At 52.5% G+C, this 22904-nt stretch carries 16 protein-coding genes and 2 pseudogenes; 13 read left to right on the top strand and 5 right to left on the bottom strand.

Features of this window, described 5'->3' with window-relative positions; translation table 11 throughout:
* Positions 1-20: 20 nt before the first annotated feature.
* Entirely contained in the window at positions 21-929 is a 909-nt protein-coding gene (locus V4U84_RS17170; protein ID WP_334074614.1) for an ArsR/SmtB family transcription factor, read from the bottom strand.
* A gap of 186 nt (positions 930-1115) precedes the next feature.
* On the opposite strand from V4U84_RS17170, the gene V4U84_RS17165 reads away from it, so the two are divergent.
* From V4U84_RS17165 to V4U84_RS17155, 3 genes are all read left to right on the top strand, one after another.
* On the top strand, positions 1116-2615 hold the full coding sequence (locus tag V4U84_RS17165; protein ID WP_334074613.1) for an alpha-N-arabinofuranosidase: 1500 nt from the start codon (positions 1116-1118) through the stop codon (positions 2613-2615).
* 6 nt (positions 2616-2621) lie between these two features.
* A complete protein-coding gene (locus V4U84_RS17160; protein WP_334074612.1) occupies positions 2622-2897 on the top strand; it encodes a DUF6171 family protein in 276 nt (91 codons plus the stop codon).
* Between the two features lie 171 nt (positions 2898-3068).
* Positions 3069-3956, top strand: coding sequence for a TetR/AcrR family transcriptional regulator (locus V4U84_RS17155; protein WP_334074611.1), 888 nt, complete (start codon positions 3069-3071; stop codon positions 3954-3956).
* Positions 3957-4054: 98 nt separating this feature from the next.
* Here the strand turns inward: V4U84_RS17155 and V4U84_RS17150 are convergent, their stop codons facing one another.
* A complete protein-coding gene (locus V4U84_RS17150) occupies positions 4055-5506 on the bottom strand; it encodes an MDR family MFS transporter (RefSeq protein ID WP_334077596.1) in 1452 nt (483 codons plus the stop codon).
* A 624-nt stretch (positions 5507-6130) separates the two neighbouring features.
* On the opposite strand from V4U84_RS17150, the gene V4U84_RS17145 reads away from it, so the two are divergent.
* Genes V4U84_RS17145 through V4U84_RS17125 form a run of 5 tightly spaced genes read left to right on the top strand, consistent with a single transcriptional unit; the run spans position 6131 to position 14168 of the window.
* A complete protein-coding gene (locus V4U84_RS17145) occupies positions 6131-7564 on the top strand; it encodes an SWIM zinc finger family protein (protein WP_334074609.1) in 1434 nt (477 codons plus the stop codon).
* Positions 7565-7590: 26 nt separating this feature from the next.
* Complete coding sequence (locus V4U84_RS17140) at positions 7591-9435, top strand: HEAT repeat domain-containing protein (RefSeq protein WP_334074608.1); 1845 nt, start codon at positions 7591-7593, stop codon at positions 9433-9435.
* Positions 9436-9469: 34 nt separating this feature from the next.
* Positions 9470-10573, top strand: a complete 1104-nt coding sequence (locus tag V4U84_RS17135; protein ID WP_334074607.1) for an AAA family ATPase — start codon at positions 9470-9472, stop codon at positions 10571-10573.
* The gene (locus tag V4U84_RS17130) at positions 10570-12942 is read left to right on the top strand and encodes a DUF5682 family protein (RefSeq protein WP_334074606.1); all 2373 of its coding nucleotides are present in this window, start codon (positions 10570-10572) and stop codon (positions 12940-12942) included. Before V4U84_RS17135 ends, V4U84_RS17130 begins: the two co-directional genes overlap by 4 nt.
* 2 nt (positions 12943-12944) lie before the next feature.
* Entirely contained in the window at positions 12945-14168 is a 1224-nt protein-coding gene (locus V4U84_RS17125) for a VWA domain-containing protein (RefSeq protein WP_334074605.1), read from the top strand.
* 44 nt (positions 14169-14212) lie between these two features.
* On the opposite strand, the gene V4U84_RS17120 is transcribed toward V4U84_RS17125, so the two are convergent.
* Positions 14213-14392, bottom strand: coding sequence for a small acid-soluble spore protein H (locus V4U84_RS17120; protein ID WP_334074604.1), 180 nt, complete (start codon positions 14390-14392; stop codon positions 14213-14215).
* 149 nt (positions 14393-14541) lie between these two features.
* Here V4U84_RS17120 and V4U84_RS17115 point away from each other — a divergent pair, with 149 nt between their 5' ends.
* The gene (locus V4U84_RS17115; RefSeq protein ID WP_334074603.1) at positions 14542-15684 is read left to right on the top strand and encodes an NAD(P)/FAD-dependent oxidoreductase; all 1143 of its coding nucleotides are present in this window, start codon (positions 14542-14544) and stop codon (positions 15682-15684) included.
* A gap of 66 nt (positions 15685-15750) precedes the next feature.
* Here the strand turns inward: V4U84_RS17115 and V4U84_RS17110 are convergent, their stop codons facing one another.
* Complete coding sequence (locus V4U84_RS17110) at positions 15751-18033, bottom strand: purple acid phosphatase family protein (protein ID WP_334074602.1); 2283 nt, start codon at positions 18031-18033, stop codon at positions 15751-15753.
* A 611-nt stretch (positions 18034-18644) separates the two neighbouring features.
* On the opposite strand from V4U84_RS17110, the gene V4U84_RS17105 reads away from it, so the two are divergent.
* The 4 genes and pseudogenes from V4U84_RS17105 (at position 18645) to V4U84_RS17090 (ending at position 22557) form a co-directional block, all read left to right on the top strand.
* Positions 18645-20108 (top strand): Msr family ABC-F type ribosomal protection protein, encoded by a 1464-nt coding sequence (locus V4U84_RS17105; RefSeq protein WP_334074601.1) that lies wholly within the window; start codon positions 18645-18647, stop codon positions 20106-20108.
* Positions 20109-20310: 202 nt separating this feature from the next.
* Positions 20311-20733, top strand: a pseudogene (locus tag V4U84_RS17100) (RICIN domain-containing protein); the annotation flags it as partial.
* A 34-nt stretch (positions 20734-20767) separates the two neighbouring features.
* Complete coding sequence (locus V4U84_RS17095) at positions 20768-21622, top strand: AraC family transcriptional regulator (protein ID WP_334074600.1); 855 nt, start codon at positions 20768-20770, stop codon at positions 21620-21622.
* Positions 21619-22557: a DMT family transporter gene (locus V4U84_RS17090; RefSeq protein ID WP_334074599.1), complete on the top strand. Its 939-nt coding sequence runs from the start codon at positions 21619-21621 to the stop codon at positions 22555-22557. Before V4U84_RS17095 ends, V4U84_RS17090 begins: the two co-directional genes overlap by 4 nt.
* A gap of 79 nt (positions 22558-22636) precedes the next feature.
* Here the strand turns inward: V4U84_RS17090 and V4U84_RS17085 are convergent.
* Positions 22637-22729, bottom strand: a pseudogene (locus V4U84_RS17085) (AraC family transcriptional regulator); the annotation flags it as partial.
* Positions 22730-22904 lie beyond the last annotated feature (175 nt).

Raw genomic sequence — 22904 nt, 5'->3', positions numbered from 1 at the left:
CCGGCGGTAAGCCGGGCTTCTTATACTTCCGTATAGAACAGCTCCAATATTAAATGATCGTTGTAGTTGCCGAAGCCCTTCCCGAATAAAGTCAGGCCCCCGATATGAAGCGACTCATCCTCTACGGATAGCCGTAAGGTCCATTGCCTCCGGCGAATGTCGATATCCTGCAGCGTAATGTCCGATAGCTTCAATCCATCCATATACGTACCCTTGCCGGTAATACGCAGTTGTTTCAGCAAACCGTACTGATTCGTCTGGGAAGGCCACCATTCGGGTGTATATTTGCCACGCTGATCTCCATAGTCTCCGGGGCTCGTCCAGGTACCTAATGTGATGTCGTTAAACCGGAAGGTGATGTCGGAAGGATAATTGTTATTGGTACCGGGTGCTTCCGAGGCTATTTCCATCGTCAACACCAGCTCTGTAGGCTGTTGGCTCGACAGCAAAAAGTTCGGGGCTTTATATTCAATAAAGCCTTTATTGAACCATAATACGGCGGCTTCGATTCTCTCCGGCTCCCAGAAATAGCGGGGATCGTCAAAGCTGCCGATAATTTTGTCGGTGGTCGCCAGGCCGCAGGTCGGTTCAATATAAAAATCGGAGTAATGTCCGACCGGGATTTCAACGCGATGGCTTTGACGGGACGGGAGAGCGTTCCCGAGAAAATGGATTTCCGCCGCGGAGACGGCCAGCGAGCAGATTTTTTGCAGACCGCTTTTGCCGGGCATCATTTGTGTCGCAATAAGCCTCGCTTCGGAGAGCTTGCGGACATGCATCGTCATGATCGCGCTCGATAGGCCTGTGCTCGCGGCCAATTCTTTAATATTCATCGGTCGTTCCGTCAATAAACGCAGTACGCGTAAGCGTACTGGACTGGCGAGAGCCTCATAGACAGGAAGCGACTCCTGTGAAAGGTCAAGTTTCATATTATACACGCCTTTTCCTAATTATGATTAATGAATATATTACTTAAGTTGAACAGGTTTTGCAACACACCGTAAATTTTTGCCGGGAATTTACGTAAAACAATTGACGAAGGTGGAATTAGGTGGATATAATATTTATGAAATTATAAATTAGTTAATGAATATATTAATTATCAAGGAGTGATAATGGTGGTATTACAAGGAATTTTAAACGCCGATCAGAGCCGAGGTAAGATTAACCGCAATATATACGGGCATTTTTCCGAGCATTTGGGCAGATGTATTTACGAAGGAATTTGGGTCGGGGAAGATTCACCCATTCCGCATACAAACGGCATTCGAAACGATGTGGTGAAAGCGCTTAAACAGATTAAAATTCCCGTCCTGCGTTGGCCGGGGGGATGCTTCGCGGACGAATACCACTGGAAGGACGGCATCGGTCCGAAAGAGAGCCGCAAACGCATGATCAATACCCATTGGGGCGGTGTGGTCGAGAACAATCATTTTGGCACGCATGAGTTTATGGAGCTGTGCGCGCAGTTGGAATGCGAACCATACATCAATGGAAACGTGGGAAGCGGCACCGTACAGGAGATGTCGGAGTGGGTCGAGTATTTGACTTTCGGCGGCGTTTCACCGATGTCTGAGCTGCGGGCTCAGAACGACCGCAAGGAGCCGTGGTCGGTTACCTATTTCGGAGTGGGAAATGAAAACTGGGGATGCGGCGGGAACATGCGTCCCGAATATTATGCGGATCTCTACCGTCGTTATCAAACTTATGTCCGCAATTATGACGGCAATAAGATTCACCGGATCGCCTGCGGCCCGAATGTGGATGACTACAATTGGATGGAAGTGCTGATGCGTGAGGCGGGAAGATACATGGATTCCATCACGCTCCACTATTACACGCTGCCGAACGACGACTGGCACGATAAAGGGCCGGCGACGGGATTCGAGGAGAAAGCCTGGTTCTCCACCTTGAGAAAGGCGCTTCGCATGGATGAACTGATTACCCGGCACAGCACGATTATGGACAAATATGATCCGGAGGGTCGGGTTGGATTAATCGTGGATGAATGGGGAACTTGGTATAACGTGGAACCGGGCACGAACCCCGGATTTTTGTACCAGCAGAATACGATCCGCGATGCCCTGGTGGCCGGACTGACGTTTCATATTTTTCATAAGCACAGCGGCCGCGTAAGGATGGCAAACATCGCGCAAACGGTGAATGTCCTGCAGTCCGTGATTTTAACCGAAGGCGAGAAGATGATTTTGACGCCGACCTATCATGTGTTTGACATGTATAAAGTGCACCAGGATGCCGAATCGCTTAATCTCGACTTGGAAACCGGCAGCTATCGGTTGGACGGTGAAGAAATTCCGGCGGTCACGGCTACCGCGTCGCGTGATGCGGAGGGAAACATCCACATCAGCTTCTGCAATTTGCAACCCCAGGCGGAAAGCCGGTTAGAACTCGCCTTACGCGGTCTGACTTCCGGCGAATTCGCGATTGCCGGTTCCACGCTGGCGGGCGGCAGCTTGGATGCGCATAACACTTTTGACCGGCCGGAAACCGTGAAGCCTCGGGTGTTTGACAATTTCGCGGAGGCGGACGGCAAGCTGTCCGTGACGCTGCCCCCGATGTCGGTAACGACCTTAAAGCTGGCCAGCAAGGGTTGATCCGGCATGGCGGATACGTCTTGCAAGGGTTGCCGCGACGATTATAAAGTGACGGAAGCCCAGATGGAACGGTTGCTCAAGACCACCATGTTCGCTCCAGAACGCCGGGTCAGCCAGGAGCGTTATGAGGAACGGCTGCGGCTCTGCGGGGATTGTCCGAAGCTGACGGACGAGGGGACCTGCATGGCCTGCGGCTGCATCATTCCGGTAGTGGCTTGGCTGAAGGAGCGATCTTGCCCCTTGCCGGGCGGAGGGTTATGGCAGGCCGAAACCGGGTCGTGAATAAGTCAGGGAAACCGGCTTCGATGAGCCGACATTGTGAATGAAACGCTGCCGATGATTCTCGGCGGCGTTTTCCTTTTGGCAGGAATTAGGGCAAAGCTCATTTGCATTCTTAATCCTCTTGTACTATTATTTGACACTGAGAAAGAACGGAGTATCGGGGGGCTCTTAATGAGCATGCAAAAGGAAAAAATTATTCAATCCGCAATCAGACTTTTTGCGGAGAAGGGGTACCAGGCAACGTCCATCCAGGATATTGCCGATGATTGCAGTATTGCCAAGGGTTCATTGTACAAGTTTTTCGCTTCCAAGGACGATTTATATATCCATATTCTCGAGAGACGGCAGCAAGATATGATCCTTGCGGTTGAACGGATCAGACTGAAAGAATTGGGAGCAAGGGAGACGTTTCTGGAGGAAATCGCTTGTCAGATCAATTTCTACATCGAGCATGGCTATTATATCGCACGTGATCACAACGAACTTACGATGATCAACAATGATCGTATCGGCCGCGTGATGAGTCAACTGCGCGTTGAAATGTTTCGCTACTATCGGGATATTTTGCAGCGGAGCTACGGAGACGCCATCGACGCTTGGACATGGGATGCCACGGCTTTATTTAGCGGAATGATTCGGGAATATACCTTTCATCTTCTCTTCGGCAGCAAACCGCTCGAACCGATGGTGCTTGCCGCTTTTATCGCGGACAGAATGGACGATCTTGTAGCCGGCGTCATGGAGAAGAAGCCTGCTCCATTACTGTCGGATGAACGGATGTCGGAGTATGCGCGGGTGGAGAACAAGTCTTTGCAAGACCTTCATGAAGCACGAAAAGTAGGGCTTTTTGACAGCTTGACCTCTTTGATTCCTGATTTGACCGTACCCAATTCCAGAAAGAAAGATTTGCTCGGCGTTCTGGAGCTTCTGATGGCCGAAATGAAGGAGGAGCATCCCAGAGCGTTTCTCGTGCATGCTTTAATGAAGGACCTTGCATCGGAAAGCGAGCTTGCTTACTATGTCCATCAGCTCCGTCCTTTGGTATTGGAGCAATTATAAGACCGAAAAGAACCTCCAGGGGCGGAGGTTCTTTTTGCTTGCCGTTCAATGGGCGGTATTTTGTCGAATTCGGCTCAGCGGCATGGATAAGCCGACTTTTAGGACTCTGGCGAAAATCGTTTCGGCTTTCTCAGGAAAAAACTTAATCCCAAACCCGCCAAGGCGATACAAGCCGCCAGCAGAAAGGTGTCGCCGTAGGCGGCCATACTTCCTTGCAACAAGCCGATGGCATCCGAACTATGCCCCTGATTCGCCGTTAACCTGGACGAAAGGACGCCTGTGAATCCGGCGATGGCAAAGGAAGATACAACCTGTTGGGACGCGCTCGTGAGCGGTGTTACCCTGCTGACCAAGGCCGGTGGAGTCGCGTTGAGCACGTGGGTATTCAGCGACATCATAGAGAGCCCCATACCGGATCCGAGTAAGAATAAGGACAGCAGGATCATGACGAGCGGGGAGTCCATCTTTTGAAACGACATCGTGAATAGTGCGGCCGAGATTAACGTCATACCAACGATAAGGGGAGGCCGAGCTCCGACCTTGTCAAACAGTCTGCCCGCCATCGGCATAAAAATCATCGCGCCTATGGCTTGCGGAAGCATAATCAGTCCCGTCTGAAAAGGCGAGTAAAATTTGATTTGCTGAAGAAGGAGCGGAAACAGCAGCACGGTGCCGAACAAGGCGGTTTGCATTATCCATAAATTAATAATTCCCCGCGTAAAATCCGCCGATTTGAATACCCGCAGTTCCATCAGGGGCTGAGGGTGACGAAGGCAGTTTGCGACAAACAGAACCAGTGCCGTTCCCCCCACAATCAGGCCCGTTAGGGTCCGGGTTGAAGTCCAGCTTACGCTGCCTTCGCTGACTCCAAAAGTAATCATGGCAAAAGCCAGCGGTCCCAGAATCACACCAAGGATGTCCAGAGAAGATCCCTTATTGCCGGGGAAAGAAGGCAGGTGCTTTGCACCGACCAGAATGCCTATAATCCCGATAGGGAGATTGATCAGGAAAATCCATTGCCAATTTGCATATTCGACCAGCCACCCGGATAGAACTGGGCCCAAGGCGGGGGCAAGAAGCATGGGAATGCCGAACATGCCGATAACCGACCCTCTTTTATCGGGAGGCGCGAGCCGATACACCATGGCGGTGCCGATGGGGGACACCATTCCTCCGCCAAGTCCCTGGATGATCCGGAAAAGAATCAACTGTTCCGGCGTTCTGGCGAGACTGCACAGAATGGAGCCCAGCGTGAATAATCCTATGGACATCAGAAAAACGCGTTTGGGTTGAAATTTATCCGACAACCACCCGGCCAGCGGAATCACCGCAGATAGGGCGAGAGTATAGGCGGTGACGGACCATTGAATTACCTGAAGAGACGCGTCAAAGTATCTTACGAGTGTAGGGACGGCTACATTTACAGCAGTACTGTCGAGAATAACCATAAAGGTCCCGATAATCACAGCCATCAGAGGAGCGAACAATTGTTTAATAGAAATGTCCTTGGCCTGTGACGAGCTTGAAGTAGAAATAGATGAACTGGACAATTTACATAACCTGCTTTCCGAGATATTTTGGAAGGTAACCTTCCATGTTAATGAAGGGCATTGATAAAAGACCGATCATTCGATATAATGACCAATAAGTTTTACAAAAAACCGACAAGTCAAATATTACTGCTTGAGAGGGGATTATGTCAAACACCATTTTTAATGAAAAGAGAAAATACTTGAAAAATTAACTTTCGTTAATCGTCTGTCGCGGTTTCCTTTGCTAGAATGACCTTTGGGGTAATACGGATTAAGTCGTGTTTATAGGGTTCTATCCTGTTTCTGGTCATCAAAGGTGTTACCTATGTTCCGGCGCTGGTTTTTGCAAGAGGCTTGGATGCAAGTTAGGAGTACGATAAAAGCAATGCTTCGTTAAATATAACTCTCTCTTAACCTACACCCTTCGGTGATATGATTTTTATATATTTCATAATAAATATTATGTAAACTTAATTGCGGAACCCGTTTTTTGGGTTCCTATTTGTTTAAACCGAATATATGTTCTTATTAGGACTTTAGTAGGTAGGGGAGTTTGTCAATATTAGGTATGATATAGAAGAAAGCCCTATAAGATAATTTTGGTAGTGCTGTAAACTTACCGATGGTGGAGGGGAACGACATTTGATGGAGATTACGGAGACTTGGATCGACTCACTGGCACCCAACAGCGCAGCGATTAAGAACGGTCAAGATTTGAACAAAAAAGGAAAATACATAGAACTGCACCGGTCCGAAGACGGGCGGGTACTTTTTGGACTTTGTGCGGGAAGCGGAAAAACGCCATACGCGCCTTCCGCGGATTTCGCGATTCCGGAGAAACCGGTCATGCGCTGCAGCTGCCCGAGCCGGCAGTTCCCATGCAAGCATGTGTTAGGGCTCCTGTACGCCTATGCGGAGGGAAGACCTTTCACGCCTGCGGAGGTGCCGGAAGATCTGGCAGCCAAACGGGAGAAAGCCGGGAAACGGGAGGAGCAGAAAGTGAAGGAGGCCGCCGCGGGAGTCGAAGCCAAGCCGAAAAAAGTCAATAAATCGGCGCTTAAAAAGAAGATCACCGCCCAACTCGAAGGACTGGAGCTGCTCGAAAAGCTGACGCAATCACTGGTTCGGCGAGGCCTCGGTACGCTTGACGCCAAAGAGCTTAAAGTGATTCAAGAGCATGTGAAGCAAATGAAAAGCCACTATCTGAACGGAGCGCAAATTCAGCTCGGCAAGCTGCTTCTCATCCTGTCGAAAAAGGACAATACGGAGCAGTCCTATACCCACGCGTCGGAGCAGCTTGCGGTCATCCACGCTTTTATCAAAAAAGGCAGAGCCCATTTAACCGCAAAGCTCGAAGACCCCGACCTTGCGCTGGATCATGTGTCGTCGATCGAAGAATGGCTGGGACACGCCTGGCAGCTGACCGAACTGAGAGAGGCGGGGTTGGTCGCTCCGGCGAAGGAACTGATTCAGCTGGCATTTACCAGCTATGACGATGCAGCCCGGCAGGAGTATGTCGACTGCGGTTACTGGATTCAGCAGGACAGCGGGGAGATCCACTATACGGTACAATATCGCCCTTATAAAGCCGCGAAATTAATGCGGGAGGAAGACAGCTTCTTCGAAGTCGCTGTTGTGCCTGAGCTGTACTGCTATCCCGGTGACCTGAACCGGCGTGTCCGGTACGATTCCATGACCTCCAGAGCGGTAGAGGAGCAAGACTTGGATTTAATTCGCCGGCATGCCGCGGCGTCGTTTGCCGAGATCGTAAAGCGGGTGAAAAACCAGCTTAAAAATCCGCTGGCAGACCCCAATCCGGTCGGGCTTCTATCCGTTGATCAGGTGGTCACCGACCCGGAGGGCCGGCTGTTTGCAACCGATACGCAGGGAGAAACGCTGGAGCTTCGCGACGTCTTGGAAGACGGAACCGTGCATTTATTGAAATTTTTGCCGGAGGACGCTCTGTGTGAGATGGCGATGCTCGCGATGTTTCATCATGATTCTCTCAGCGGTCGGCTCGTCGTGCAGCCGCTGACGATTTTGACCCGGGAAGAGCTAGTCCGGTTGCTCTACTAACATGCCGAATTGGAGGAACGCATATCATGAGTCAAACCTTACTAATGGAGCTGAACGATGAGATCCGGCGTCTTTATATTGCGGGGAGCGATTTGGCGGCCGGGGATTTCAGATTAAAAAAATTGCTTCCCTCTTTTCAACAGTTGGGGGAGCGGGCACCCGTGTTTAAAAAGCTTGCCGAAGGCATGGAGGCCTTGATCGGCGAAGACAGCGGAGGTGATTCGGCCCGGCGGCTGCAGGACGTCAATCTTCTCCTTCAGTCGGTGCTGCGTACCCAGGGGAAAAGCTCCGCCGAAGGAGAGACGGCCCCGCTGCGCAGCAAGCCCGTTTCGTTGAAAACGACCCGCTCCTTCCGGAAATTGTCGGCGGTCCGGCAAGCCCTTACCACCCGGGGCGGCGGGCGGCACGAAATCGTCGTCGAAGCCTTACGGGAGGGATTGTTTCAAGATCTTCGCCTGCTTCCGCTAGCGATGGACGCTTTGAACGATCCTTATGTGGAAATCGCCGATTTTGCCATGAACGACATTTTACCGTCTTACGGACCCGAAATCGTGCCGCATTTGCTTGAGAGCTTTCAACCGGGCGGGGGGAAACTTGAATCCCGCAAGTTGACCGTCATCGCACGAAATGGCGGTGATCAGGTGCTGCCCGTGATCTCTGAAGCGGCCGTTTCGGGGTCCGATGAAGTGCGTACGACGGCCATTCGCCTGTTAGCGGGGCATGGTGAATATGAGCAGACCTTGCTTGACTTCAGCCGCGACAAGAAGAAGAGCATCCGCGAAGCGGCCTATCAGGCATTGGCGGACAGCGATTGGGCGAGCGCGGCCGAGCGTCTTTATGAAGCGTCCAAAGGGAAAGACAGCGAACTTGTGAACCCGGCGCTAAACCGAAGCCAGTCGGAGCTGCTGGTCAATTGGCTGGCCCGGGACTATGCGGAGCTGCTTCAATCGATCGAAAATGAGCCCCCCGGGGAAGCGGTCGATCGGGAGGTTTCGCTGCAAAGCAGACGTTATCTTTGGGCATTGCACGAAAAAACCGGCCCTGAGCTGGAGCGGTTGTACTTGAACGTTTTACGGAAATATTCTTTTTACGCTCATACGCTGGGCTGGACCTATTTGGCGAACGAAGCGTTTCAGTACATAAGCGGGGTGGACTCGGCGGAAGGGCGGCAGCTTATCAGTGCTGCGGTTGAGCTTGAAATGAGAAAAACGGCAGGAACCAGCGCCTTTGTGCGGGAAACTTTTGTCAAGGCGCAACCCGTTTTGCCTCCGGATCGACTTTACGAGGAATATGCCGGCGTCCTGAAAGACCGGCTGAACGCTTCCGCCTTAAGCAAGAACGCCACCACCTGCAAACAGCTTCTCGACACGATGGAAGATCTGGTCATTCAGCGGAAATATCAGGAGGCCAGACCGGTTTGGGCGGATGAAAAAAAGAACTATATGTTTGTGGTCGAAATGGTTCCGCAGGAGGTGATCGCAGCGGCTTGGGACCCCCGCTGGCTGGATCACTTTATCGCCCTCGATCATCTGGCGTTGGTCAGCGTTTTTGCCCGGCCGGGACATGAAGGAGCCGCTTCCTATCTGCTTAGCAAGCTGAGCAAATCTCCGGAATTCCGCAACCGGTTTGCAAATTTGGCCGTCATGGGTCTGGTTCGCGCGGGGATCCCGGAAGCAGAGCTTCATGAAGCGCTGATGCGTGCGTTGGAGGATGAGTGGAATACGGAGTGTCATGAAATCGAGCCGTTTCTGTTTCATCAGCTATCCCGTTTGCCGGGATCTTATGCGGGCCGGATTCGGACGGCAATGCCCAAATTCGACTCCGATGCCGCCCTCCAGCTCGGATATATATTAAAAGCGATGGAATCGTAAATCATCCATTCCTTCCTAAAGGAGAGAAAACCTTATGAGTAAGACGGAACCCGTGATGCAGGATATCATGCGCAAGCCTGCGGAGGCGCTATATCAGGAAGAATTGCAGGCTTTGATCCGCGAGGATCAAGGTAAAGTTCCGACGGGGTGGCAAATGTCCCCGCAGTCGGTGCTTAAGTTTATTGTCGGCGGGAAAGCGGGAAGCCGGAGTATCACGCCGAAATACATCGGAAACCCGCGCCTCGTGGAGATGGCGATTGCGACGCTGGTGACCGACCGGGCGCTGCTGTTGATCGGCGAGCCGGGAACGGCCAAATCCTGGCTGTCGGAAAATCTTTCGGCGGCCATCTACGGCAGCTCCGGCTTGGTCGTGCAAGGCACGGCCGGAACGACGGAGGAACAAGTCCGCTATTCCTGGAATTACGCCATGCTGCTTGCTCAAGGTCCGACGCCGGAGGCCTTGGTGAGGAGCCCGATTATGCGGGCGATGGAAGCGGGCGGCATCGCCCGGTTCGAGGAAATTTCCCGCTGTGCTTCCGAAGTGCAGGATGCGCTGATCTCGATTTTATCGGAAAAGACGATCTCCATTCCGGAGCTTGGCAAAGAATTGAACGCGCGCAAAGGGTTCAGCATCATCGCTACGGCCAACACCCGCGACCGGGGCGTCAACGAAATGTCCACGGCGCTGAAACGCCGCTTTAATATGATCGTTCTGCCCGCGCCGGCCGATCTCGAAACCGAAGTGGAGATCGTAAAGAAACGGGTCGCCGAAATCGCGGCTTCGTATGATTTGCAAGCGGCGGCTCCTTCCGACGAGGCGCTGCAAAAGGTCGTAACGATCTTTAGGGAGCTGCGCAGCGGTATGACCCTGGACAAAAAGGAGAAAGTGAAATCCCCGGCCGGCGTGATCTCCACGGCGGAAGCGATCTCGCTGCTCACCAACAGCATGGCGCTGGCGGCGAGCTTTGGCGGTGGAGAGATGACGGATGAGGATTTGGCTGCCGGACTGCAGGGAGCCATCGTAAAGGATGACGACAAGGACCGTCTCGTTTGGAAGGAGTACCTGGATAATGTGATGAAAAAGCGCGGAGCAAGCTGGCGCGGCCTTTACAGCGCCTGCAAGGAGATGAATCAATGAAGACGGAGACGGCTAGCGGCGCTGGGGTGCATATTTTTGGCGTCCGGCATCTGTCGCCGGCCGGCGCTTGTCATGTGGGCGAATTTCTGGAGCGTATCCGGCCCACGGCCGTCCTGATCGAGGGTCCATCGGACGCTTCTTCCGAAATCGTCCATCTGACGAATGCCTCGACCCGGCCGCCCGTCGCTCTGCTGGCTTTCACCGAGGAGCTGCCGGTTCGGACCGTGCTTTGGCCCTTTGCCGTGTATTCCCCCGAATATCAGGCGATGCTATGGGCGCATAAACATGGGGCTTACTGTGCGTTTATCGATTTGCCTTCGTCTTCCGCGGTTTGTTTGCAGGATATCCGCGGCGGCGCCCAGGGCGGGGAGCCTGATGGCCCCAAGGATCAGGCTCCCGTCGCCGGACAACCGGTGGAGGAGCCGGGTGCACCGGGCGAGATCGCGGATTCGGAATCCTCCCTTTACGACAGGATCGCGGCCATCGCGGGCGAGTACGATTATGACACCTATTGGGAACGGAACTTCGAGCACAATTTGAACCCGGACGCGTATCGTCGGGTCATTCTGGCCTATTCCGGCGAGATGCGGGAACTGACGGAGGACAAGGAGAAGCGGAGCGACCGGCTGGAATATGCCTACAATGCGGTGCGGGAAGCCTATATGTGCCGGAAAATCGCGGAGGCGGTCGCGGCGGGGCATAAGCCGGAGCAGATTGCGGTCATTTGCGGGGCGTATCACGCTTCGGCTCTCCAAGATCTTAGCCATGCTATGAGCGATGAGGAGTTATCGCGGCTTCCTTCCCGCAAAACAAAGCTGACGCTTATGCCCTATTCTTATCTGCGGCTGTCGTCGCTTACCGGATATGGTGCGGGAAACGTCGCGCCTTATTATTTTGAAATGATGTGGGAACAGATGCGGCAGGGGGCACTGGGAGAGCTGCCCCATCGGTATCTCGCTTCCGTTGCGGCGGATCTGAGAAGAACGGGGACACACCGCTCCACGGCGGAAGTGATCGAGGCGGTCAGGCTGGCCGAAGCGCTGTCGGCTTTGCATGGCGGCAGTTCTCCAACGCTGATGGATTTGAGGGATGCCGCCAAAACCCTGTTGGGGCGCGGAGAGTTGTCCGTGGTCGCCGAGTCGCTCGCGCGCACCGAGGTGGGTACGGCGATCGGCGCTTTGGCCGAGGGCGTCAGCCAAACGCCGATTCAGGATGATGTAGCCCGTCAACTTAAACGCCTGAAATTGGAGAAATATAAAACCGCCGTTGCTCAGGATCTAGTCCTGGACCTGCGCGAAAACCGGAGAGTCTCTTCAGGGGAGGCGGCTTTCCTCGATTTGAACCGGTCATTCTGGTTCCATCGTTTGAAGCTGCTCGGGATTCATTTTGTCAAAGAGCAGAGAAGAACCGCGGAACAGGCCGTTTGGTCGGAGCATTGGATCGTCCAGTGGTCCCCGGAAGTGGAGATCGAAGTGGTGGAGTCCAATCTGCTCGGCGAGACCGTAGAGACCGCTGCGGGCTACATGCTGCAGCAGCGCCTGGAGGAATGCTCTGCGATCAGGGAGGCCTCCGAGCTGATCGCGGTCGCCTATGAATGCGGGATGATTCATCAAATGGAGGCCGCAAGATCGGTCTTGCAGAGGCTCGCGGTCCAAAGCCAGAATGTCGCTGAGATTGCGGCGACAGCGAGAAAGCTGTCGCAGCTGATCACTTTTGGCGGTATTCGAAGAATCGATACGACGCCGCTCGCTCCGCTTTTGGAGCAGCTGTTCTTGCGCGCTTGCCTGTTTCTGCAAGAGGCGTGCCAATGCAATGATGAGGCTGCGCAGGCGATGGCGGAGGCCATGAATGAACTGAACCATATCTCATCCGAACATAGCGACGGGGTCGACGAGGCGCTCTGGGTTCGGGAACTGACCGTCCTGTCGGACAGGGATGATGCCCATCCGAGATTATCCGGTCTGGCCTGCGCGATCTTGCTGGAGCGGGGGGAGCTGTCGGCCGAACAATGTTCAGCCGAGGTATCGCGCCGGCTCTCGCCGGGCATTCCGGCCGACCTTGGCGCCGGCTGGTTCGAGGGGCTGGCGATGCGCAACCGCTATGCCCTTCTATCGCGAATGAGCTTATGGGACCAGCTCAACGCCTATATCTGCTCGCTGGAGGACGACGAGTTTGTGCGGTCCCTGGTCTTTTTGCGCCGGGCCTTCAGCGTTTTCAGCCAGCGGGAAAAGACGATGGTCGCCGAACTGCTCGGCGAATTGTGGGGCGTGGAACCGGAGCGGGCCGCGGAAATGATCACGGAGGATCTGAAGGAGGAAGAAGCCCGGATGTTGGACGAATTGAATGATTTTGATTTTGAGGATTTTTAGAGATGGGCGGAGCGGTAAACCGTGAGGCCCTGTCCCGATGGCGGCTCATTCTGGGCGCGGCCGCCGAAGGGGACCTTGGCCGTTACGCCGGTCAAGGGCAGGTAGCACTCACGGAGGATGAACTGATTATGGACCGGGCGCTTGCCGCCATATATGATCAGACGGACAACGGCGGTGAAGGGACCTCCGGAAGCGGATCGGGGGCGCGCGGCGCGGGAAAGGGGAAATCCGCCCCGCGGCTTGCGCAGTGGCTCGGGGATGTGCGTACTTTTTTTCCGGAGGATGTGGTCTCCGTCATTCAACACGATGCGATGGAGCGTAAAGGCTGGAAGCAGCTTTTGTTCGAACCGGAGGTGCTGGCCACTGTAAAACCGGATATCCATCTTGTCGGTACGCTGCTATCGCTTAAGGGGAAAATACCGGAGAAGACGAAGGATACCGCACGCATGCTTGTGCAGGCCGTGGTGGATGAACTGGTCAAGCGCATGAGCCACGAGCTCCAAAGAGCCGTTACCGGTTCCCTAAACCGCAGGCAGCACACGCCGCTCCCTTCGTTGAGCGGAATCGACTGGAAGCGTACGATCCAGCGGAATTTGAAGCATTATGATGCCGATCGCAAGGCGATCATTCCCGAACGCTTCTATTACTTTGACCGCGCGAAAAGAAACAAGGAATGGACGGTCATTGTGGATATCGATCAGAGCGGTTCCATGGCGGAATCGGTGATCTGGGCTTCGGTGGTCGGCTCCATCTTTGCGAGTATTCCCGCGCTGGATACCCGGGTGGTCGTCTTCGATACCGAGGTGGTCGACCTAACCGAGCAATGCGCCAATGATCCGGTGGATATGCTGTTTGGGATTCAGCTCGGCGGAGGCACGAATATCGACAAATCCGTCGCGTATTGCGAGCAGTTTATTACAGAACCGAAGAAAACACTGTTCATCCTGATTTCCGATCTCTATGAAGGGGGCAATCAGTCCCGATTGGTTCGGAGAATGCGGGAGATGAAGGAGTCCGGCGTCAAAACGTTGTGTCTGCTGGCCCTGTCTGATGAAGGCAAGCCGTTTTATGATGAGCAGTTGGCCCGAGCTTTTGCCAGGGACGGAACGCCTTCGTTTGCCTGCACGCCTGCGATGCTGCCGGAATTGGTGGAAGGAGCGCTGCAAGGAAAAGATTTGACGGAGCTGGTGAAGAGGTTGGAGGGCCGAGGGAGAACAAAGGTCTGATATGCAGGAGGGTGCCGCGGCTGCGGCACCCTATCTGTTTATTTTTACTGCTCGGTCAACTGGGACAGCGCGACCTCTTGCTCTTGTTCTGGCTGATCGAGGGGATAGATCCGGGCGGTTTCTTTACGATCGTCCACATGCTGAATATAGATGGGTACGCCGTTGCAGGTGACGTTTACCATCGTAGGCGAGGCTACGATTTCCTTGGCGCGTTGGCTGTTCATCGCTTATTCCCTCCTGAGTGAGTATCTCGCATTTCCGTAATACGTTGTCCCACCTTTCTGGAATTTATTCGTCATAAAGGCGCGGCTTCGTACTTTCTTGCCAGTTTCGCTATAATGGGGGAAGTGAGCTATTAGAGAGGGATGCCAACATGAAGAAAATCATCGTCATTGGAGCGGGAATACTTGGAGCGTCAACGGCTTACCACCTGGCAAAAATGGGGGCCGATGTCGTAGTGATCGACCGCAAGGACGCCGGACAGGCTACGGATGCCGCTGCCGGTATCCTCTGCCCCTGGCTCTCCCAGCGCCGGAACCAGGCCTGGTATCGGCTGGCAAGAGCAGGGGCCCGCTTTTACACTGATTTCATCGAGGATTTGAAACGCGAAGGCGAAACGGATACAGGCTATGCCCGAGTTGGGGCTCTGCTTATTCACACTGAAGCGGAAAAAATCGATAAACTGGAAGAGCGGGCGAGGCAACGGATCGCGGATGCGCCGGAAATCGGGGAAATCACCCGCCTTTCGGAGCAGGAAACAATAGCCCGATTCCCTGTCCTCGGAGCGGGCTATCAGTCCTTGCACATTAGCGGGGCCGCCCGTATCGACGGGCGAGCGCTGCGCGACGCGTTACTCCGTTCGGCGCAGCGGAAAGGAGCGGTTATGATCAACGGGGACGCCGCGTTACTACATGAGAACAACCACGTGACCGGGGTTAGGGTCGGAGAAGAGAGCTATTTTTCCGACAGTGTTATCGTTTGCGCCGGGGCCTGGGCGGGTGCATTGCTGCAACCGTTAGGCCTTCGCTTTCTCGTCCGGTTTCAAAAGGCGCAGATCATGCATTTGCGTTTGGAGGAGGATCAAGATACGGGAAATTGGCCGGTTGTGATGCCTCCTTCCGATCAATATTTGCTGGCTTTTGACAGGCGGAAGATCATCATAGGAGCGACGCACGAAAATGAAGTGAAAGGCTATGATACACGGATTACGCCGGGCGGCATTCAGGAAATTGTGAATAAAGGGTTAGCCGTGGCGCCGGGACTGGCAGACAGTGCATTTCAAGAAATACGAGTCGGTTTTCGCCCATTTACGCCGGGATTTCTTCCGGTTATGGGTGCGGTCCCCGGCTGGGAAGGCTTGTTTGCCGCCAACGGTTTGGGGGCGTCCGGATTGACCGCAGGTCCGTTCATTGGAAGCCAGTTGGCCAAAATGGCGCTGGATCTGCCGCCGGATATGAATCTCGCCGACTATGATTTACGACAGGCGTTGGATGATGCGCAGCAAGGACCATCATAACCGAGGGGCTAACAAGGAGGCGTGAAGAGAGCTCGAGGACTACCCCCGAGCTCTCTTCAAAATAAATTAATCGGTGCTGAGTTCCACCGGTTCGGAATTCATCCGGCTGCCGGCCGCGCGAATTACGAACGTATAGTTATCCGCGGCGTTGATGTCGTTAACGGTCAAGCTGTAATCCGTCTTGCCGGACTCGACATTAACATAGGCATTCCAGTAGGGCTTGATCTTTCCGTTTGCTTCATAGATTCGGAAGCCTTGTACCGGTCCGGCGCTTGCGGCGGAGAGCTTCCAGGAAATGGTGGCTTTCCCGACGTTCACCCGGATTTTGGCGTCGCTGACTCGGTCCGGTTTGCTGTCCGTCCGTTTGATTCCGTACTCGTCGTATTTTTTGACGCCGTTGTTGCCGGAGGACTCATCCTTTTTGGCGGCGGTGTATGCTTTGATCTTCAGGAGGTCACCGGATACGGACACATCGGTGAACATCTTTTTAAAAGGCTGTTCATTGATCGCGGCAAAATAATCATCGTATCCGGGATATTTGGTATAAAATTTATCCCCGAAGGCGTTGGACATCAGGTAGACCGTTCCCTTGGGGTTGACGGCATTTCCTTGTGCATCGAACGTGATCTGGGCAGGAGGGACTACCTTGTCGTTCAGCATTTGATGAGATCGCATGTACATGTGGTCATGCGCTTCGAATACCAGGTCGATCCCCATTTGGTCGAAGGCCGGGACGAGGGCTTTTTTGTAAAATTGCACGCGGTCATCCTCCCATTCTCCCGCATTGTCACCCGCGGAATAGGGGCCTTTATGAAGGGCCACGAATTTCCATTTGGCATCGCTTTTGGCCACGATATACTTCATCCATTCGACCTGATCCTGAAACTGCCGGTCTTGCTTCTTGATACTTCCGTTACTGGACAGTTCCCCGGCATACTGCGTGTTGAAAATCAGAAAGAGGGCATTTCCGTATTCAAATGAATACACGGAGCCGTCATGCGTATTAGCTACAACTTGTTTCGGCAAATGGAAATGATTATAAAAATTCGAGTTCGGCGTCGTCTCGTCGCCATCATAGTCCTGGACCTCATGCCCGCCGAGCACCGGCACGATCGGGACATTCAAAAGCTGTTCCTGCGGGAGGCCCAGCATCCATTGCCATTGCTCCTCCAGGTCGCCGTTATCCACGAGATCCCCCGCATTGAGGATGAACTTGGGATCCCCGACCGTTTGCAGCGCTTTTCTGAACGTATCGGCCCAAGGTTCGAAGCCCGCCTTACTGGAGGCCTGCGAATCCGCTCCCGCGATAAAACGGAAGGGTTCGGCCTGGGCCGTATCGGTCGTGAAACTGCCGACCCGGCTCCAGCTGTTTGCGGCTCCGCTGCCGACGCGATATCGATACGTCGTTCCGGGCGTCAATGCGGTTGCTGCCACCTTATGGCTGTAAAACTTCTTTTTCTTGTTCGCTTTCCGGTCCGACTTCGTCACATAAGTGGCAATCTCTTCGGTCGTTCCTTGAAAGGTTAAGGCCTCATGCTCGGGGAAATCGCTCCCGGCTGCTTTGGAGGCCTCGACCACTTGCAGGACGGAAGGCGAATGTACATCCGTATACCACGCAAAACTGCGGCTCGTCTTTGTATCTCCGACCAGCGTCATATTGATCAGCTTAGGCTCCGTTTGCGGTTCCTGCGTACCCGTCGCCGTCCCCGTTATACGGATATCCTTGATCAAGCTGGACCCCGTGTCCCCGATGCCCTGACTCCCTTTGGTGTTCGTATTTGAACTTACGATCCAACGGATATAAAGCGTATCCTGATTCTCGGCGGCTGCCGGCAGAGGAGCATTATCAAGTTTGCATGAATTCCCCGGACAGTTGAAACTGGACCGGGCCATCTTCAATGACAGCTCCGGCACATCCGTCCAATTTTTGTTATCGGTGCTGTACTGAACCTTGAAGTCCCGCGGCCCTGTCCCGGAAGAAGTTTGCTGGGAGGAAAGGGCAATGTTCCCATATCCCTTGGTTGAAAGACTGGCGAGCCAGTACTTTTTGTTTTTGCCGTTGTCCCAGCCTTGATAGCTTATCGAGTGCTGGTCGCTGTCATAATACTCGAAATAACCGCCCACATTCCGGAAGCTGGAGGAGTCTTGATGGACGCCGCCCGTCGCAGGAAAAACGCCTTCATTTCCTTCATCGGAAAAGATCCATTCGGACAGCAGCACCTCCGCTTCCGATGAATCCGGTTCAGCCGCGCGCGAAACGCCTTGAATTTGGACGAAGAGCAGCAAGACAGCCAGTAGAGCACAGAAAAGACGGGCTCCGGTTTTTCCTTTACTTGAGAAAGTTAACATGCCAATCTCCTTCCGCTGAATGTTTAAAGCGCTTTAACTTTTTGGGTGTAACGCATCGAAAGGTCCGGCCGGCCATTCGCTGATAAATATATGGGAGGGGGGAGGAAATCAGAACAGAAAAACTCGCTCCATGAATCAAACCTTGTTTCGTGAACACACCATCACAAGCCGAAACATGGCGTTTATACGGAATTGACACCAGGCGTCGCCCATGTTATCATCCAATAAATTAGTGATAGGAGGATCGTTATCTATGTTGCACTCGATGCGTATTCGATAAGCCGGCAATAAAAAAGCGGATTTTCATCCACGAATGTGGGCTTTTTTTGGGCTGCTTATTTTTACGTATGGACACATAGATGGCGATTTGAATAGCTTGATTTGCTATGTCTGTTTCGCTGTGTTTCTTTCGTGATCAATGCAGATCCTGGCTCGCATAATGGCCTAGATCTGTATTTTTTATTGCAAAAAAACAGTCAAACAGCATAGAAAGGAGCTAATAAGTTATTATGCGAAGGATGCATTGGTACTTCTTTATATAATCCTCTCTTCATAATCGCAGGTGGACCTGCGAATCGACGTTACTGCGATTACTGAAGGAGGCTGCCAAGATGGAACTATTGATAAAAGCAAAAGATATTTATATCGAATATATGGGACGGGACGTCCTGGACATTGCTGATTTGGAAATTTACCAATATGATCGTATTGGTTTAATCGGATCGAACGGAGCCGGTAAGAGCACCTTGTTAAAAGTGTTACTGGGTGAAATTTCAATACCGTATGGAAGGATCAGCCGGGAGGGTGATTTTTCATACATCCCGCAATTAGAGGACGCGGCCATACATGAGATAAAGAATTATGCTTTAAAGGGTAAGCTTGGGATCGACAGAATTGAAAAGGATCATATGAGCGGTGGTGAAGAAACACGGCTTAAAATTGCACAGGCTTTGTCGAGTGAGATGCACGGGATCCTTGCCGATGAACCGACCAGCCACCTGGATCGGGACGGAGTAGACTTTTTGATTCATCAGCTTAAATCTTATCTCGGAGCTTTGCTCATTATCAGTCATGACCGATACTTTCTGGATCAAGTCGTCGACAAGATCTGGGAGTTAAAGGACGGGAAGATTACCGAGTATTGGGGCGGATATTCCGAATACTTGGCTCAAAAGGAAGAAGAACGGCAAAAACAAGCCGATCAATTCAGTCGGTTTACCGCTGAGCGTGAGCGCTTGGAGAAAGCTATTGCGGAAAAACAGCATCAGGCCCGGAAAATGGAGCAAAAGGCGAAAGGGGCTTCCCGAAAAAACAACACCGAGAGCGGTGGGCGGCTCGGTCACCAAAAAACGACGGGCAGCAAGCAAAAGAAGCTCTATAATGCCGCCAAAAATATGGAGCGCAGAATTGAAGCGATGGGTGAAGTAAAACCGCCCGAGACCATTCGTTCGGTCTTGTTCAGACAAAGTAAAGCCCTCGAGCTTCATAGTCCGTTTCCGGTCACGGGGACGGATATCTGCAAAAAGCATGGGGGCAGGGTCATTTTTGACAAAGCTTCATTTCAATTTCCGCTGGGTGCCAAGATTGCGATTACCGGACCCAATGGTACGGGGAAAACAACGTTGCTCAGGATGATACTCGATCGCGAACCCGGCATAACAGTATCTCCTAAAGCGGTCCTTGGTTATTTTGACCAAAAGGGTTATAGGTGCGACTGTAGCCAAAGCGTTATGGAGTTTATGATGGAACACAGTGATTATCAGGGGACGGAAATACATGCCGTCCTTGCATCCTTGGGATTTTCTCAACATGATATAAGAAAACGGGTATCCGTATTAAGCGGCGGTGAACTGGTTAAATTGCAGTTGGCTAAAATGATGCTGGGACGCTACAACATTTTGCTTATGGACGAACCGAGCAATTACCTGGATCTTCCAGCCGTCGAAGCCCTGCAAAATTTAATGATTCGCTACGCAGGAACTATCGTTTTCATAACGCATGACGTACAGTTAATTGAGAACGCTGCCGATGTGGTATATGAAATTGAACAGCAAAAAATCATACGGAAAACCTAATGGGTTCCCGCGAAAAAAGCGGGTCTGATTTATCCGTGAACATCATTTCGAGCTTTAGCAATGGACGCTTGTTTATTCCTCAGGCCGGTTTCTTCAGTGGGAAAAACACAGTGAACAATGGGGATATGTCCGTGGGGTACTATAAACTGGTTAATGTGAAGAGCGGTAAACCGGTAGCCCCGCTTCGCGTGATCAAAACTGGTTTATCGTCCCGGCCTCGGAGGGATTCGTTAAATTGATCAATACCAACAGCCGCAAAAATCTTGGGATCCTGGGAGCATCCCTCTCTTCCGGTGCTCCAGCCGTCCAATGGGCTGATAACGGATCGAAGGATCAGCAGTGGCTGTTGGAAGCAACGGGCGGTTATTTTATCGTCAACAATACGGGGAGCGGGAAGGTTTTGGCGGTGGAGCAGGCTAAATGGCGGACGGGGCCAAAATCGTTCAGATGGATGCAACGGGAGTGGCCGACCAGCTCTGGGAGCTGGTTGCAAATCAATAAAACCGGAGCTCGGAGGCGGATGCTTTCGAGCTCTTTCTTTTTAATGATGCGTGGAGGCATTCAGATATTGAGGTTGATGGGAGAGCAACATTGTACAATCGCGGTAAAAACCTTTCTGGTATAGTGGATAAGGTGGAATACATACGAGGAGGTACATTATGAGCAAGGAGATCCGAACGGTCTGTTACGACGCTGAACTGGACGTGGAAGCCTACCGGTTTGAGGGGATTATGCAGAAGTTTCCGCATCATTTTCATGACTATTACGTCTTTGGGTTTATAGAGAAAGGACAGCGTTACCTGGAATGTAACCAACGGGAGTATATCATCCATCCCGGTGATATGATTATTTTTAATCCGAAGGATATCCACACCTGTATGCAGGTTGATGGTGATGTGCTTGACTATCGCTGCATCAATATAGAGACCGACCGCATGCGAGAACTGTCCCTCGATATATTGGGAACGGAGGAGCTGCCGGTTTTTGCCGGACCTGTGCTGCGCGGAACCGAGTTGGCTCCTTTACTGAAGGAACTGCACCAGCTAATCAGTGAGGGCGAAGCGGACTTTATCAAGGAGGAATTGTTCTTTGTATTGATGGGGCAGATCGTCCAGGATTATTCGGAAGTTCGGGCAGAGTCTGCGCGAAGCGGGAAGGCGGCCGAATTTCGCAGGGTGTGCGAATATATGGAGAGTCATTACCCGGAGAAAATAACATTGGATAAGCTTAGCGGACTTGCCGGACTTAGCAAATATCATTTTATTCGTTCCTTTACCCGTGATCAGGGAATATCGCCGTACAACTACCTGGAGACGCTTCGAATCGGCGCCGCCAAAAAACTCCTGGAGCGAGGAATCGCCCCCTCGTTAGCCGCTATGGAGACCGGATTCAGCGACCAGAGCCATTTGACTCATTTTTTCAAACGGTATATCGGGTTAACTCCCGGCCAATATATGAAAATCTTCCGTGAGGAAGCCGCACCTGTGCTTTCAAAGCGGACGGTCAACGAATGAGCGGCCGGCGTCGTACCGCAACTGCACACACGGCCGCTCTTTTGACCATTTTGATATGGGGGACTACATTTATTTCGACCAAGCTGCTGTTGGAGGACTTTCTGCCTCAGGAAATTTTGCTGTTTCGCTTTTTAATCGGGTATTGCGTCCTCTGGGCGATTTACCCGAAGGTTGTCTCTTTGAGACCGATCCGGGAAGAGCTGCTATTCGCGGCAGCCGGGCTTACCGGGGTTACCCTGTATTTCTTGCTGGAAAATATCGCCTTGACGTACACGTTGGCTTCCAATGTCGGCATCATCGTGTCCGCAGCGCCGTTAATTACGGCGGTGCTGGCCCATTTTCTGCTGGGAGAGAAGTCACTGCACCTACGCTTTTTGGCCGGGTTTGCGGTGGCCATGGCGGGAATTGTTCTGATCTCCTTTAACGGAGCCCGTCAATTGGCGCTCAATCCGTTGGGTGATGTACTGGCCTTTCTTTCCAGCGCCATATGGGGGATATATTCGATTCTAATGCGCAAAATCAGTTCACTGGGTATTCCGGCCATAGGCTGTACCCGCCGGGTCTTTTTTTACGGATTGGTTTTCATGCTTCCGCTTTGCTTCTCGCCTGGATTTCGTCTCGGCCTTTCAAGGTTTCAAGACGGTACCCAGCTATTTAACCTAATGTTTCTCGGCTTGGGAGCTTCGGCACTGTGTTTCGTTACCTGGAATTGGAGTGTCGGCGTACTAGGGGCGGTGCGCACGAGCACCTACATTTTTCTGGTGCCGGCGGTAACCGTTATTGCGTCTTTTTCCATTCTGCATGAGCCGATTTCGGTGATCACGGCTTTAGGGATGATGCTGACGCTGGCAGGCTTGCTCTTATCCGATCGATCGATCCATCCGTTCGGGTTCAAGCGTATAAAGCGAAATCCCGGGGGGCACACCGATCTTTAGACGAGCTGGGATAGAAGCTCCGATATGGCGCAGGTGAACCCCGCGCCATATCGGATTTAAAGATAGAATTCATATTACTCTATTCTTCAAAGGAAAGATTCGAAGGTTCGTCCAGAATCTCGTAAACGAGCTCAAGGTTTGTGCTCGGCACGTTGGGATCGACTTCTTCAAACCGGCCCTCCTTTGGTTGTTATGATAACAGAACATGTAGATGGGGGTTTGATATTTTTTGCCCACTTGCAAAGATTTGAATTTCCTTAAGTCTATCAATGAATTTCAATGCAGACCGAACGTAAAATCAAAAGCAAAACCGCCTTCCGGAAAAAGGCGGTTTTTAATTCGTTGTG

The sequence above is a fragment of the Paenibacillus sanfengchensis genome, from assembly GCF_036864765.1.
GTDB lineage: Bacteria > Bacillota > Bacilli > Paenibacillales > Paenibacillaceae > Fontibacillus > Fontibacillus sanfengchensis.
This window is presented reverse-complemented; position numbering and strand designations above follow the sequence as displayed.

Bases quoted from the DNA above. Each gene is read 5' to 3' on its own strand.
- V4U84_RS17170 (WP_334074614.1), bottom strand. From the start codon at position 929: ATGAAACTTGACCTTTCACAGGAGTCGCTTCCTGTCTATGAGGCTCTC.
- V4U84_RS17165 (WP_334074613.1), top strand. From the start codon at position 1,116: ATGGTGGTATTACAAGGAATTTTAAACGCCGATCAGAGCCGAGGTAAG.
- V4U84_RS17160 (WP_334074612.1), top strand. From the start codon at position 2,622: ATGGCGGATACGTCTTGCAAGGGTTGCCGCGACGATTATAAAGTGACG.
- V4U84_RS17155 (WP_334074611.1), top strand. From the start codon at position 3,069: ATGAGCATGCAAAAGGAAAAAATTATTCAATCCGCAATCAGACTTTTT.
- V4U84_RS17140 (WP_334074608.1), top strand. From the start codon at position 7,591: ATGAGTCAAACCTTACTAATGGAGCTGAACGATGAGATCCGGCGTCTT.
- V4U84_RS17135 (WP_334074607.1), top strand. From the start codon at position 9,470: ATGAGTAAGACGGAACCCGTGATGCAGGATATCATGCGCAAGCCTGCG.
- V4U84_RS17130 (WP_334074606.1), top strand. From the start codon at position 10,570: ATGAAGACGGAGACGGCTAGCGGCGCTGGGGTGCATATTTTTGGCGTC.
- V4U84_RS17125 (WP_334074605.1), top strand. From the start codon at position 12,945: ATGGGCGGAGCGGTAAACCGTGAGGCCCTGTCCCGATGGCGGCTCATT.
- V4U84_RS17120 (WP_334074604.1), bottom strand. From the start codon at position 14,392: ATGAACAGCCAACGCGCCAAGGAAATCGTAGCCTCGCCTACGATGGTA.
- V4U84_RS17115 (WP_334074603.1), top strand. From the start codon at position 14,542: ATGAAGAAAATCATCGTCATTGGAGCGGGAATACTTGGAGCGTCAACG.
- V4U84_RS17110 (WP_334074602.1), bottom strand. From the start codon at position 18,033: ATGTTAACTTTCTCAAGTAAAGGAAAAACCGGAGCCCGTCTTTTCTGT.
- V4U84_RS17105 (WP_334074601.1), top strand. From the start codon at position 18,645: ATGGAACTATTGATAAAAGCAAAAGATATTTATATCGAATATATGGGA.
- V4U84_RS17095 (WP_334074600.1), top strand. From the start codon at position 20,768: ATGAGCAAGGAGATCCGAACGGTCTGTTACGACGCTGAACTGGACGTG.
- V4U84_RS17090 (WP_334074599.1), top strand. From the start codon at position 21,619: ATGAGCGGCCGGCGTCGTACCGCAACTGCACACACGGCCGCTCTTTTG.